This is a genomic window from Sphingobacterium siyangense, assembly GCF_007830445.1.
Taxonomy (GTDB): Bacteria; Bacteroidota; Bacteroidia; order Sphingobacteriales; family Sphingobacteriaceae; genus Sphingobacterium; species Sphingobacterium siyangense.
In genome coordinates, this window is record NZ_VLKR01000036.1 from 43,103 (window position 1) to 56,591 (window position 13,489).

A 13,489-nucleotide genomic window follows, 5' to 3' on the forward strand; every position below is an offset into this window, starting at 1 on the left:
TTTAGTGTTAAATTTCTTCGTTTGCTGTCCTGCTATCTGAGGGAATACTTTCGTTTTTCATGCGATCAATAGCCGTCACCACATATTTATAGTGTTGATGCTGTTTGATGTCGTCATCGGTATATTGAAGCTTATCTCCATCGAAGGTGATAAAGATGATTTTGCCCGGATCTTTGATGTTTACTTTTTCATCGAGGTTGAACCGATAGATCACATAGCCATAAGCAGACTCTCCGTCTGTGGCCGCATCTGGTTTTTGCCAAAATAAGGTGTTCATTTTACCATTGGCCGAATTTTTAACCAGTAGACCGAAGGGTGCATTGGGTGGGATACTATCTAACCAAGGCATTGTAGGGGGTAAAGCTGGTGTACGATACAGATCATTTCGCATAGAATCCTGCAGCCCAACGAGATTGTCTGTGAGTGATTTGGAACTGAAATAAATACTTCCCTCCACATCGTGTTCCTCCCTCAGGTGACGTACCTGTCTTGGTATTTGACTCCGGTCTGTCCAGCCGATCTTATTTTCGGTAACGCGATAAGCACCGTGACCTACATAAAAATGCCGGCCGTAAGTGTGTTTCTGCCACCAGTCAACTAAGATCTCGTATGCTGCTGCGCGATTTTTGAAAGGAAAGTAGATCTGGGGATTGATATAATCTATCCAACCTTCCTGCATCCATTTGACACCATCGGCATACAGCTCCCGGTAAGCACTCAGGCCACGGGTATCTGAGCCATCACTATTATTGTCTTTGTTGTCCCAAACGCCACAAGGGCTAATACCGTATTTGACATAAGGTTTTACCTTTTTGATGGCAATACCAAGATCGTGCACCAGCAGATTGACATTGTTGCGTCGCCAGTCGTCTATTTTCTCGATCCCATTATTATATTGACCAAAAGTAATCTGATCCGGTACCGGTGTATTTCTGCTATCTGGATAGGGATAAAAATAATCATCGAAATGAATGCCATCTACATCATAGTTTTTGACGACATCCATGATGACATCAATAATGTATTTGCGAACTTGTGGAATCCCCGGATTGAAGAGCTTCTTGCCGGCATAGGTGAAGAACCACTCGGGGTGGCGCTTGGTGATGTGGTCATCCGAAAAATGGGCAGGATTTAATGTTGTTGATGCGCGGTACGGATTGAACCAGGCATGCAGTTCCATCCCTCTTTTATGCGCTTCTGTGATCGCAAACTCTAAGGGGTCATAAAATGGTGAAGGTGGTACCCCCTGTTTTCCCGTTAGGTATCTACTCCAGGGCTCCCTGCCCTTCGCGTAGAACGCATCGGCAGCAGGACGTACCTGCAGAATAATCGCATTTAAGCCCGCACTACGGTGCTGGTCCAGTAAATCAATAAACTCCTGTTTTTGCTGTGCGACATTATTGCCCGCCTTGACAGAGGGCCAGTCGATATTACCTATGGTTGCCACCCATACACCGCGAAATTCCCGTTTAGGGAGCTGCTGGGAATACGTTCTAATCGAAAATAAACAAATAACAATGGTAAAAAGAGAATATAAATATGTTTTTCCCGTCATTCTATAAATTATAGCCAACAAAGATAGGGAAGCATTTCTTACTTTTTCCCTAAAAAATGTAAGATGTTTGTTGGATACTTGTTAAAAGAACCTGAGCTTGGTTTTGAAATTGATAATAATGCAAATGCAGGTAACATTGTACTTTATTTGTGCTAATTTAGATGCGGTTTTCACAAAAGCATTGGCTTGATTGGTTAACCGCAATAAAAGAGATTATGAGCAAAGAACAAATATCCGTTTTTGATATGTTTAAAATTGGTATCGGACCCTCGAGTTCGCATACCTTAGGACCTTGGCGTGCAGCCCAGCAATTTACCGCTGTTCTCAAGTCAAAAGGGGTATTGAATGAGGTTGAACAAGTCAAAATTTTGCTTTATGGTTCTTTGGCCAAAACTGGCGCAGGGCACGGTACCGATATTGCTGTTCTACTGGGACTAAGCGGCGATGATCCAGTTACCTTTGATGTTAATAGAGTGACACCCAAAGTGGAGCATATCAAGGCTGTTGGTGAACTTGAAATTGCTGGCGAACGAGTGATTCCATTTTCCTATCAGGAAGATCTCTTGTTTCTATACGCTGAAAGTCTACCTTTTCATCCCAATGCCGTTACTTTTCAGGCTTTCCTGTCCGGAGGTAAGGCAATTACCGAAACGTATTATTCTATAGGCGGCGGTTTTGTGGTGCAGGAAAATGATACGGAAAGTGTGTTGTCGGAGGTAGACCTCCCATTTCCTGTTGATACCGCACAAGAACTTTTGCATTGGACGATGAAAACCGGATTGAAAATCTCGGAGCTGGTTCTTGAAAATGAATGTGCATGGCGTGAAGAAAGTGAAACCGTAGCCGGTGTATTGAATATTTATAAAACTATACATGAATGTATCTACCGGGGCTGTCATACCGGTGGAACATTGCCCGGAGGATTAAATGTCGAACGGAGAGCAGCCAAACTAAATAAAAAGCTCATGCAGGGACGTAGTTATCAGGATTATGCGTCCTGGGTAGCGGCTATTCGCGAGGGCGGCCAAAACTTTCAATATATTCTCGATTGGGTAAGTTGTTTTGCCCTTGCCGTCAATGAGGAGAATGCGTCTTTCGGACGGGTGGTTACAGCACCTACCAATGGAGCCTCAGGTGTTATCCCGGCAGTATTGCAATATTATATTACGTTCCACGATGGAATGCGTGAAAATAAAATTATCCAATTTATTCTTACCGCATCTGAAATCGGATCGATATTTAAGAAAAATGCAACCATTTCTGCAGCAATGGGTGGCTGTCAGGCCGAGATTGGCGTTTCATCCGCCATGGCCGCCGGCGCATTGACAGAGGTTTTGGGCGGATCACAGCGTCAGGTGCTGATGGCTGCCGAGATTGCCATGGAACATCACCTCGGATTAACATGCGATCCAATCGGTGGACTGGTGCAAATTCCTTGTATCGAGCGTAACACAATGGGGGCTATTAAAGCCATTACTGCGGCACAATTGGCATTGCAATCGAATCCGGATAAAGCCAAGGTGAGTTTGGATACCGTCGTTAAAACCATGTGGGAGACAGCTTTGGATATGAATGCTAAATATAAAGAAACAGCAGACGGTGGACTGGCTGTGAATATTCCATTGAGTTTGCCCGAATGTTAATGACTGTCTGAGTTTTCTTGTTTTTCGTATCTTTGTCGCAGTAAAACAGATATATTCTTACAAATAGAATCCACGAATGAAATATTGTGCAATTGCCTCCGGAAGTAATGGAAACTGCTATTATATTGCTAAAGATGATTCGGCAATTTTGATCGATGCTGGAATCAATAGTAAACATATCCACCTCCGGATGTACAACCTGGGTATTTTACCTACCCAGATTAAGGCGATTTTCATTACCCATGAGCATTCTGATCACATCAGAGGCTTATCTGTATTTGCTAAAAAGTATAATCTTCCTGTCTATATCACCAAAGGCAGTTATGAGGGAACCAGATTGCATCTTCCATCCCATTTGGTCCATATAATCTCTCCGGACGAAGTCGTTGAAATCGGAGGGCTCAAAGTTTACGGTATTCCCAAATATCACGATGCCAAAGAACCCTGTAGTTTTCTGGTTTCAGACGGAATATATAATATTGGAGTACTTACGGATATTGGGCGACCTTGCGAAAACGTACAGCATGTTATTCAACATTCGGATGTATTACTCCTGGAATCAAATTATGATGAGGAGATGTTGCGTACCGGGCGATATTCCTATTTTCTGAAAAATAGGATCAGCAGTGGTTGGGGACACCTTTCAAATCGGGTTGCCGTCGAACTGTTTAACGCCTATAAAACCGATCGCCTTAAACATCTTATCCTCACTCACCTCTCCGGTGAAAATAATACGGTTGATCTCGTACAGCAAACTTTCGAACCGCATTGCGAACGTATCCAGCTTCATGTAGCGACACGCTATCAGGAAACTGAATTATTCGACCTGAAGCATGTGCTAGAGACTCCTGTAGCAGCTTTTTCCATTCCTTCTGCACTTTCTTCTTAACTGATAGCTCATTTTCTGTTCGCAGTACTTGCTTAAACAAAAGCGTAAGAATACTGTAAAATGAAAAATATAGTTGATTTAAAAAGATTTCCTGTTATATTTGCTTTGTTTTTAATCAGTCTAAATAATGCCTTGTGTGCGTATTTGGACAAAAAGAAACAAAAACGCCATGCAATAGACGGCAATCTATCACATGGCGTAAATCTACATACAGCGGCAACTGGATGTAGATGACTGAAGCAGCACGCTGTGTCAGTTACTCCCGATATAGGATATGGAAGAACTTGCAAGATAACGAAATTTATTATTTTATTCGTTGTTGAGATCGCTCAAACCTGCAGATTCTCCCATAATAAGTTGAAGAAAACTAAACATCAATCAACATATTATGAAAATTTTAATTTCATTTTTTACATTTCTTACGGTATTACTGTGTAGTCATACCGGTCATGCACACGCGCTCTGGATTGAAACATCTTCTTATGGAACACTTAACCAAGCCCATGAAGTAAAAGTATATTACGGTGAGTTTGCAACCAATGAAAGAGATCAGGTCGACAAATGGTACTCCGACGTGAAGGACTTCTCATTAATGTTGCATGCGCCAGGAAAGGAACCCGTCAAGCTTCAGTTGACGAATAAAGGTGATCACTTTAGCGGTTCATTTCAACCGACAGCAGCCGGAACCTATTTCCTATCTATTGTTAAAGCACCGAAAGATCTAGGCGGTAAAACAAAATATGAGTTTTCTTCCCTAGTCCCTGTTCTTGTCGGAAAGCCTGCAGCACTTGATTATAACAGTGTGAGAAATCCATTGCAGATTGAATTGCTTGTTACAGCTAATGCAAAAAAAGGCCAGAGTTTACAGGCAAAGATTACCAGTTTGGGCAAAATTGTTCCCCATGCCAAAGTTTCTGTTTTTTCGGCTACTGGTTGGGGAAAAGAGTTTGTGGCGGACGAGAATGGTGTACTTACATTTGATGCGATCTGGTCTGGTCCTTATGTTTTGGAAGCAAGCACCTTTGCTGAGACAGCCGGCGAACATGAAGGAAAACCCTATGCTTCAGCCTGGCAGGGCAGTACGACTTTCATTACTGTAAAATAAACGCAGATAAGACGCATACCGAATAATAAAGGCTACATCTGCAAAAAGGGCTCGTTTGAAACAAGGGAAACACCAATGGATCCTTGCAAAAAAAAGAATATCTACTATAAAAAACATCTACTATACTACATTCATGAACAAAACTATATCTTTTCTAGCCATTCCGATGATTAGTTCGTTTTTTGCTGTTGCACAGGCGCAGACGAACAAGGTAATTGAAGGATTTCTTATCAATGAAAAATCTGAGCCTATCACAGGCGCGACAGTAAAACTAACAAATACAGGTGTGACCACCAGCACCGATAGTGAGGGGCATTTCGCTTTTCATAAGCTTGCATCCAAAGTTTATCATATCGAGATAAAAGCGATTGGGTACGGGAAGCATACGATGGAAGTGAACGTAAAAGATGAGGCGACAAACTTGGGCCCCATCATCTTAAAAGACCAGTCCCAAGCCATCGACGAGGTCGCTGTTTATGGTAAATACTATGAGCATTATAAGTTTGACAGTATATCTGGATCGTTACGTCTTAAAACACCAATCTTGGAGTTACCTCAAAATATACAGGTTATTTCTTCTGATTTAATGGCCGATCAACAGGTTTTCGACATTGTTGATGGTATTACACGTAATATCAGTGGGGCTACACGCCAAGGGCACTGGGACAATCAATATGCTAATATCCGCATGCGTGGCTCTAAGATCCCCGCATTTCGTAACGGGATGAATATCGAAGCATCCTGGGGGCCTACAGCCGAAGATGCGAGTATGATCGAACGGATTGAATTTGTAAAAGGACCTGCAGGATTTATGCTTGCCAATGGTGAACCGGGGGGATTTTATAATGTCGTGACCAAGAAGCCTACGGGAAATACCAAGGGATCTGCAACGTTCAATATGGGAAGTTTTAGTACGTATCGTGCCGCGGTTGATTTTGATGGCAAATTGCGGAAAGATGGAAAGCTATTGTACCGGCTAAATATGGCTGCTCAGCAGAAAGATTTCTTTACAAAATATAATTACAATAATAGGGTTGTTATTGCTCCTGTCGTAACCTATAAGCTGGACTCATTGACAAGTCTAACTTTTGAATACACCTACCAAGGTTCTACTTATTTAGCCAATGGGAATTATACCTTTTCACCAAAAGGATTTGCCGATCCCGATATCGCTAATGATTTTTTCTACGGTGACCCATCCATGGAGCCTGGTAAATTAAAAGACCATAGTGCTTATGTCTATTTGGATCACAAATTAAATGAGAAGTGGAAATTGCATGCGCAAATGGCGTATTTTAACTTTGATATGAAAGCGACGAGTACTTGGTTGAATTATATGAAAGCCAATGGTGATATGCCACGTAATTATAGCATAGCGGATGAACATGGTGAAAATCGCTTCGGTCAAATCTCCTTAAATGGTGAAGAATATACAGGGAGCGTGCGCCATCGTATCTTAGTAGGGGCAGATTATGGTAACAAGAAGTTCTGGGGTGATTTTAGACCAATCTTGGACTCTATTCCTTCTGTTCCACTCAATGTTTATGCTCCTAAGTATGGTATTGACGGTAGTGTGTTCCCGACTTTAGATCGTTCACAATCTGTAAAAGTACGTGCCGGTGGAAGCAACTATGTGACTTCAACAAGTTATATGTCCTTTTATGCGCATGATGAGATGGCTTTTCTGGAAGAAAAACTGCGCCTTTCCTTGGGATTGCGTTATACTATTGCAGAGACAGTTGGTAAAACAGCTGCTGCAGACAGGACCGATAAAGCATTTACGCCACGCGTAGGATTAAGTTATTCCATAGACAAATCAACAAGTGTGTATGGATTATTTGACCAGTCTTTTGTGCCGCAAGCGGGGACCGATTGGGAAGGAAATACTTTTAAGCCGGTAAGAGGTAATGATTTGGAAGCCGGTATTAAGAAGGAATGGGGCAGTGGAAAATGGATTTCTACATTGAGTGCATATCAGATTAAACGTAAGAATGCTTTAGTTGACGATGTTGAACACTCAACAAGCACAGTGAAATTTCAGACCCAGCTTGGTGAGACAACATCTAAAGGAATAGAGTTTGATATCACGGGTGAAATAGTCAAGGGATTAAATGTGAATGCCAACTATGCATTGACAGATTCCAAAATATCGAAAGATACAAAAGAAGAAAATATCGGAAATATCACACCGAATACGGCGAAGCATACCGCCAATGCTTGGGTAACCTATCGCCTGCAACAGGGGGCATTGAAAGGTCTAGGCCTCACAGGTAGCGTTCAAGGTATGTTTGACCGTGCTATTGGTACAACAAAAGAAAGTAACTTTAAGAATTATATAAGAACGGATGGTGGTATCAGCTATCAAAGTGGAAAATATAGTATTTCTTTGATGGTGAATAACTTGTTGGATAACCGGAAACTGTTGACGGCAGGTTCTACAGGTGCGGCTAATAGTAAAATTGAAGGAAGTGTCAATTATTACACCTATATCGTAGAAGCTAGACGTAATTTCCGCATGGGGGTTACCTATAAATTTTAAATAAACGATCTCGATAAATTATAGAATCGATGTATAGTACATTACTAGTCGTTATACTCTTTGGAGCATACCTTTTTTACAACACGAGCAAAAAGGTGAAATTTGGCCCTAGGCCACAATGGCTGGAAAACCTGTGCGCACAAACTAAGTTTGTGCGCACTTTGAGCATGTTGCTGCTGCTCTTTCCATTTGGCGCTGTTCTCTATATGCAAGGATTTGGCGCGGGCTTTTTTGCTTTTTTTGCCTATTTCATGTGCATGATGTGTCTTGTGGTCCTATTGAATCCTTATCGCTATTTCAAATTATACCCAATTTTGGGATTGTATGTATTTAGCCTTTGTGTTGAGTTATTGATTTCCTAACCGATTAAATATGCCTGCTAATAAAAAATACCTCAGTACGCCCTTTCAGCGGTTCCTGAAAATTACAGCCGGATTTATCGGTGGTTATGTTGTCATGCTCTCTTTTCATGTTTTGGTCACACATATTTTTGAGAAGAAGGATGTTGTTGTCACAGCTTGCTTCACGGGCTATCTCCTATGGGCAGTACTGCTCTTGTTTGCTTTTCTTGCGAAGAACGGATGGAAAATATGGGGACTATACTTACTCTTGGCTGCAGTTTTTTCGCTGCCTTATTTTTTCAAAATGTAAATGACCATGAATAACCGAAATTATAATATCTATTTCAATACACATACCATTAGTGGCATTATCATTTGCGCTATCCTTTATGTGATATTTTTTGCGGGTTCATTTGCATTTTTTAGGAATGAAATCGCTGCCTGGCAGAATAATACGTCCTATAAGACCTATCGCGAAGATCATCAAAACTTTGATCGCTTGCTTGATTCACTCAAAGGACAAACAAATTTGCATGGACGTGATATTACCTTTTATATGCACCGAGAAGGAACCTCTGCTTATGTGGGGCTTAGTGCATCCAATGACAGTCTCCTAAATAAAGAAAATTTAGCGAAGGTAACGCCAGAACAAAAAGCAGCAAAAAAGAATGGCCGCAGAAGAGGTGGCGATGATGACTCGAAAAACTTTACCTATAATTTTGCAAATAAAAAGTCAGGTGACTATACACAGAATTATGATATGGGGGAGTTTTTATTCCGCCTACATTTCATGGCTCAGCTCAATCAGGTGCCCATTAGGGTGGGCATAGCCCCATTTGGTTATCTTATTGCGGGCATTACCGCTTTTATTTTCCTATTTGCCCTTATTACAGGATTATTGTTGCACTGGGACAAGATCGTCTCAAATTTCTTTGTGTTCAGACCCTTCAGTAAATGGAAAACGGTATGGACCGATATGCATACGGCATTGGGTGTTATTGGTTTTCCGTTTCAATTTATCTTTGCGGTAACAGGTACGTTTTTGATCATTAATTCTGTCCTGGCTTTGCCGCTGAGCAAGTTGCTGTACGATGGTGATCAACAAAAAATGTATCAGGAGATGGGGGTTAGCGCCGACACCGATTTTCCTTATACCTACAAACCTTTAAAGGCAGACATTAAAATTGCTCCATTTTTGGATCTGGCAAAATATAAATGGCCTGAATCCGATTTCCAGCGTATTACGGTTAAAAACTATGCGGATTCCAATATGCATGTTGTCATGGAGCTGGAGCCGCATTTTAACAAGAGCTTTGCTGGATCGGGGCTATTGTCTGTGCGAGCAGTCGACAATAAAGTGGTTGCCGAAAAATCCCCAATCAGTGATGCTACTTATGCCGATGGTGTCCGCAGTCTTTTATACCGCCTGCATTATGGCGACTATGGCGGCTACCCGCTTAAGGTGGTGTACTTTATTTTAGGGGTCATGGGTTGTCTGGTCATTATCTCGGGTATATTAATCTGGTTGGTTGCACGTGACAAAAACAATGTAATTCCACGGAAACGGAAATTCAATTTCTGGGCGGCAAATATTTTTACGGCAATATGTTTGACCATGCTGCCTGTTACAGCCCTGACGTTCATTGCGATTAAATTGAGCCCAGAGGTCAACCAGGACTTTATTTACCGTGTGTATTTCTATAGCTGGCTTGTATTTTCACTGTATTATATTATCAGAAGGAGCATCCGACGTACCAATCGTGAAACCTTGCTGGTCGGAAGCATCCTGGCATTTTTTATACCGCTAGTCAATGGTTTTATGACCGGAAACTGGATTTGGGATACATTTCACAACGGACAGCGGGATATTTTTGTCGTAGACTTTCTATGGCTGATGATCGGTATCATCGGTATAATCGCCTATAACAAGACTAAAAAATTCTTTGCGACTATTCGTTAACAAAGATTCTTTTCTCTCTGCGAAGTAAGTATACTTCGTTTCTTAATTCCAAGGGCGCCCACAAGGTGCCCTTGGAACGTATAGGCGGTGTGGTGGAAGTGCCGCCAAGGGCTGGTTTTGCAGTACATTCCGCCAACTTGGCTTTGCTAACTATAGTTGGTTTGTTGTATACTGTTCCCGTACAAGTGGGGACTGCTTCGGTATGTGTTTGCTTTTTTTCTGCCTTTTGTTTGCCTTGTTGGCGAAGAATGATCGAAGCAGAACTGGCTAAATAGCGAAGCAGTCCCGAAGCAATCCGCAGTCATAGCCGGCTCGTTCCCATATACCGTTGGCACTTGAGGGCACTTGAAGGGACTTTAGGGGATTTGAGGGCACTTGTGTTTGGTATAATAAGATTATTATTGTATTTTAGGTACTACCAATACCTTGATTTGATGTTCAATCTCTTTGAAAGTCCTAAAAATCCGAATAGAAAGAAAGGGGAAGGCTATAAAGTCAGCGAATTTAGTCAATCGGCCGGAGATGATTTTGCTCGCAATAACATTTTGGCCAGTCGTTTATATAAGACACTTAAGCCCATTCAGCCTTTTGCCTGCACTCGTTCGACCTATACTCGATTGCAAGTAGCGCTGTACAAAGCTGTCCGTAACGATCAGATACATGATTTAGGTAGCCTTAAACTGGGCTATGGTGATGTATCTCCCTTGAGAGGTTTTCGATTTTCCCTAAAGACCAGTTTGGGGCGATTCTTTGTCAATAAACCAGTCGCTTATTATAATGAAGATGAGAATAAGGTTGAAATAAGGAGTTCATTAAAAAGCATCTTGAAATTTGAGTCCATTCATGAGCGATTGGCCAAGTTGGTGATAAAGAAGTATTGTATCCTGATTCAGCTTGATGAGCCGAATGCTATTACGGTGATGAGCAGCAAAGATCTGGATTTGAAGCAGGGACATAGTTTGGAGGACCGTTCGGTATTCTTTCCATTGAAGGATAATATAAACGTACTGGTATTATGTTTGAGTACTGTCAGATGTTGGCTGAAAACACCTGATGAAGCTGAACAATTTTTGTCCAATGATACCACATTGATGACCGCAGAAGTAATCGATGTCATCTTGATACGAGATGGTAAGTGTATGTTTTTCCCAGAAAAAGAGGCAAATAAGATGTTGCCGCCCATCCAGCCAAGCGATGATGAACTCGATTGGGAATAATTGCGATGATCTATAGATTATTTGACCTGTCTATTTCTAATTTTTACGTTTTATAATATTTAAACTCACCAAAAAGTATTACTTTTGGTGAATAAACTCACCAAAAAGCATTACTTTTGGTGAATATAAAGTGGGTTATGATACAGCGATTAATCAAAAATAATTTAGAGCAAGCACTTTTTAAAGGAAAAACTATCCTATTAATTGGTCCGCGGCAAGTAGGTAAAACTACACTAATCAAAGAGATACTCTCTGGTGTCGATTATTTATTTTTGGATGGAGATGATCCCCTGATACGGACTTATCTCAACAGCCCTAATACAAAAGAGATTGAAACAATTATTGGTCAAGCTAAAGTTATATTTATTGATGAAGCACAAAGGATCGAAAATATAGGTTTAACGGCGAAAATTATACACGACCAATTTAAAGATGTCCAGCTTATCCTCAGCGGATCCTCGGCTCTTGAGCTAAAAACGAATACACATGAGCCATTGACAGGACGTAAGTGGATATACTGGAGCAAGCTGGTTCTTCCCCACTTTTGGTGGTAATACCATCATATTTGTCTTCAATTAGCGTTCATATTTTAATGAATGCATCAAAACTTGTTTTTTCGGACGATGGTGATAACTTCAGGATTATATCAGTAGATAACCAGCAAGATGTACTGGTAGTTTATGTGCAGAGTACTACCCAAAGTGCTGTCTGCCCAAACTGCTGCATCACTTCGAAAAGAATCCACAGCTATTACACCCGCAAGATCACAGACCTTCCTGTCTTCGGTAAAACTTCCAGAATTATTCTTCGCTCTCGTAAATTTTATTGTCATCAAGACGAATGTCCGTTCAAAATATTCACCGAGAGGTTCGAGAGTCATTTCAGGCCATATAAACGGAGGACTGAGCGTCTGGAAAGTAAGATCAGACAACTTGGGCTTCTTGCCGGAGGAAGGCCTGCTCAGCGGATTTGTACCATATTGTCGATACCCACGAGCGATACGACTATACTACGGTTGATTGAAAAATGCGATTTTTCACCAGCAAAAGGTGTAACCGCCATTGGCGTAGACGATTGGGCTTACAAAAAAAGGAAAAGTTACGGTAGTATTTTGGTCAATCTCCACACAGGGAAAGTGATAGATCTATTACCAGACCGTGAACAGGAGACATTGCGTAAATGGCTACAGGAACGTCCAGAGATTGAAGTAATGAGCCGGGATAGATACAGTAACTATCGAAAAGCTATTACTTTGGGTGCTCCCCAATCTATCCAGGTCACCGATCGTTGGCACTTGTTGAAAAATTTAAGTGAGGCGGTACAGAAAGTTTTGATCAGGCATTACAGCAAAGCCACAGCTTTGTTGGCCAATAAGCAGTTGCGGGTTGACGATCAACAAATAGCTGAAAATCAAAGCACACTATCTGAAAACAGAAGCTCTCCGGATTCAGCTCATGGCGGGATCCGCTTAAAGCGGTTTGAGCAACTGAAGGAATTACAGAAAAAAGGATATTCCATACGTGCCATGGCACGGCATCTGTGCATGCACAGACAAACCGTCAAAAACTATCTGGACATGGAGACCTTGCCCCGGAAATCTCAATGCAAGATTAATCCGCTTGAAAAATTCTTTACGCATATAAAAAAGCGTATGGAGGAAGAGCCGAGCATATTGATCACCACATTGTGGCAGGAGCTCAGAACCCAAGGATATAAAGGAGCCTATTCAACTTTCTCAGAAGGCTTGAAATTCTATGGGATCCGAGTGGGCAAAAAAGCTGGGTTCACTAAAGAATTACCGAATCATGGTGCAGCAACTTTTAAAACATCATCAGCGGCGATATGGTTTCTGTCAGATCAACAAAATCTGTGGGATGACCAACGGAATATCATCCGCGAATTATGCAAATCCTCCAAAGAGCTGAATAAGACTTTTATCCTAGTGCAATCCTTCCGTAAAATAATGGCTGAGAAGTCGGGCGATACAAAATTGAGGGAGTGGATCGAGAAATCAAGCACCTCGGGACTAAAAGAAATAGCATCATTCGCAAAAGGACTGCTCGCCGATTGCCCCGCTGTTGAAAATGCGCTCACCTTACCATGGAGTAATGGTCCCGTGGAAGGAAACGTGAACCGACTGAAAATGATTAAGAGGCAGATGTATGGTAGAGCGGGGTTTGACTTATTGAGGAAACGTGTAGTATACGCTCCGTCTTGACCACCAAAAGTGGGGAAGAACC

Annotated in this window: 12 protein-coding genes; 11 read left to right on the forward strand and 1 reads right to left on the reverse strand. The window is 41.6% G+C overall.

The window, feature by feature from the left end; translation table 11 throughout:
• Positions 1 to 7 precede the first annotated feature (7 nt).
• A complete protein-coding gene (locus tag IQ31_RS23060) occupies positions 8 to 1,555 on the reverse strand; it encodes a glycoside hydrolase family 10-like protein (protein ID WP_145330352.1) in 1,548 nt (515 codons plus the stop codon).
• 215 nt (positions 1,556 to 1,770) lie between these two features.
• On the opposite strand from IQ31_RS23060, the gene IQ31_RS23065 reads away from it, so the two are divergent.
• From IQ31_RS23065 to IQ31_RS23110, 11 genes are all read left to right on the forward strand, one after another.
• Positions 1,771 to 3,198 (forward strand): L-serine ammonia-lyase, encoded by a 1,428-nt coding sequence (locus tag IQ31_RS23065; protein ID WP_145330354.1) that lies wholly within the window; start codon positions 1,771 to 1,773, stop codon positions 3,196 to 3,198.
• A gap of 76 nt (positions 3,199 to 3,274) precedes the next feature.
• A complete protein-coding gene (locus IQ31_RS23070) occupies positions 3,275 to 4,087 on the forward strand; it encodes an MBL fold metallo-hydrolase (RefSeq protein WP_145330356.1) in 813 nt (270 codons plus the stop codon).
• A gap of 60 nt (positions 4,088 to 4,147) precedes the next feature.
• Entirely contained in the window at positions 4,148 to 4,321 is a 174-nt protein-coding gene (locus tag IQ31_RS27440) for a hypothetical protein (RefSeq protein WP_158638959.1), read from the forward strand.
• A 154-nt stretch (positions 4,322 to 4,475) separates the two neighbouring features.
• The gene (locus IQ31_RS23075; protein ID WP_145330358.1) at positions 4,476 to 5,192 is read left to right on the forward strand and encodes a DUF4198 domain-containing protein; all 717 of its coding nucleotides are present in this window, start codon (positions 4,476 to 4,478) and stop codon (positions 5,190 to 5,192) included.
• A gap of 133 nt (positions 5,193 to 5,325) precedes the next feature.
• The gene (locus tag IQ31_RS23080) at positions 5,326 to 7,731 is read left to right on the forward strand and encodes a TonB-dependent siderophore receptor (RefSeq protein WP_145330360.1); all 2,406 of its coding nucleotides are present in this window, start codon (positions 5,326 to 5,328) and stop codon (positions 7,729 to 7,731) included.
• A gap of 29 nt (positions 7,732 to 7,760) precedes the next feature.
• Entirely contained in the window at positions 7,761 to 8,093 is a 333-nt protein-coding gene (locus IQ31_RS23085; RefSeq protein ID WP_145330362.1) for a hypothetical protein, read from the forward strand.
• A gap of 10 nt (positions 8,094 to 8,103) precedes the next feature.
• On the forward strand, positions 8,104 to 8,382 hold the full coding sequence (locus tag IQ31_RS23090; RefSeq protein ID WP_145330364.1) for a hypothetical protein: 279 nt from the start codon (positions 8,104 to 8,106) through the stop codon (positions 8,380 to 8,382).
• 6 nt (positions 8,383 to 8,388) lie between these two features.
• Complete coding sequence (locus IQ31_RS23095) at positions 8,389 to 10,032, forward strand: PepSY-associated TM helix domain-containing protein (protein WP_145330366.1); 1,644 nt, start codon at positions 8,389 to 8,391, stop codon at positions 10,030 to 10,032.
• 434 nt (positions 10,033 to 10,466) lie between these two features.
• The gene (locus IQ31_RS23100; RefSeq protein WP_145330368.1) at positions 10,467 to 11,249 is read left to right on the forward strand and encodes a hypothetical protein; all 783 of its coding nucleotides are present in this window, start codon (positions 10,467 to 10,469) and stop codon (positions 11,247 to 11,249) included.
• 137 nt (positions 11,250 to 11,386) lie between these two features.
• On the forward strand, positions 11,387 to 11,803 hold the full coding sequence (locus tag IQ31_RS23105) for an ATP-binding protein (RefSeq protein WP_145330370.1): 417 nt from the start codon (positions 11,387 to 11,389) through the stop codon (positions 11,801 to 11,803).
• Positions 11,804 to 11,841: 38 nt separating this feature from the next.
• Complete coding sequence (locus tag IQ31_RS23110; protein ID WP_145328944.1) at positions 11,842 to 13,467, forward strand: ISL3 family transposase; 1,626 nt, start codon at positions 11,842 to 11,844, stop codon at positions 13,465 to 13,467.
• The last annotated feature ends 22 nt before the right edge of the window (positions 13,468 to 13,489 follow it).

Coding starts and splice junctions, on each gene's coding strand:
- IQ31_RS23060 (WP_145330352.1), bottom strand. CDS start 1,555: ATGACGGGAAAAACATATTTATATTCTCTTTTTACCATTGTTATTTGT.
- IQ31_RS23065 (WP_145330354.1), top strand. CDS start 1,771: ATGAGCAAAGAACAAATATCCGTTTTTGATATGTTTAAAATTGGTATC.
- IQ31_RS23070 (WP_145330356.1), top strand. CDS start 3,275: ATGAAATATTGTGCAATTGCCTCCGGAAGTAATGGAAACTGCTATTAT.
- IQ31_RS27440 (WP_158638959.1), top strand. CDS start 4,148: ATGAAAAATATAGTTGATTTAAAAAGATTTCCTGTTATATTTGCTTTG.
- IQ31_RS23075 (WP_145330358.1), top strand. CDS start 4,476: ATGAAAATTTTAATTTCATTTTTTACATTTCTTACGGTATTACTGTGT.
- IQ31_RS23080 (WP_145330360.1), top strand. CDS start 5,326: ATGAACAAAACTATATCTTTTCTAGCCATTCCGATGATTAGTTCGTTT.
- IQ31_RS23085 (WP_145330362.1), top strand. CDS start 7,761: ATGTATAGTACATTACTAGTCGTTATACTCTTTGGAGCATACCTTTTT.
- IQ31_RS23090 (WP_145330364.1), top strand. CDS start 8,104: ATGCCTGCTAATAAAAAATACCTCAGTACGCCCTTTCAGCGGTTCCTG.
- IQ31_RS23095 (WP_145330366.1), top strand. CDS start 8,389: ATGAATAACCGAAATTATAATATCTATTTCAATACACATACCATTAGT.
- IQ31_RS23100 (WP_145330368.1), top strand. CDS start 10,467: ATGTTCAATCTCTTTGAAAGTCCTAAAAATCCGAATAGAAAGAAAGGG.
- IQ31_RS23105 (WP_145330370.1), top strand. CDS start 11,387: ATGATACAGCGATTAATCAAAAATAATTTAGAGCAAGCACTTTTTAAA.
- IQ31_RS23110 (WP_145328944.1), top strand. CDS start 11,842: ATGAATGCATCAAAACTTGTTTTTTCGGACGATGGTGATAACTTCAGG.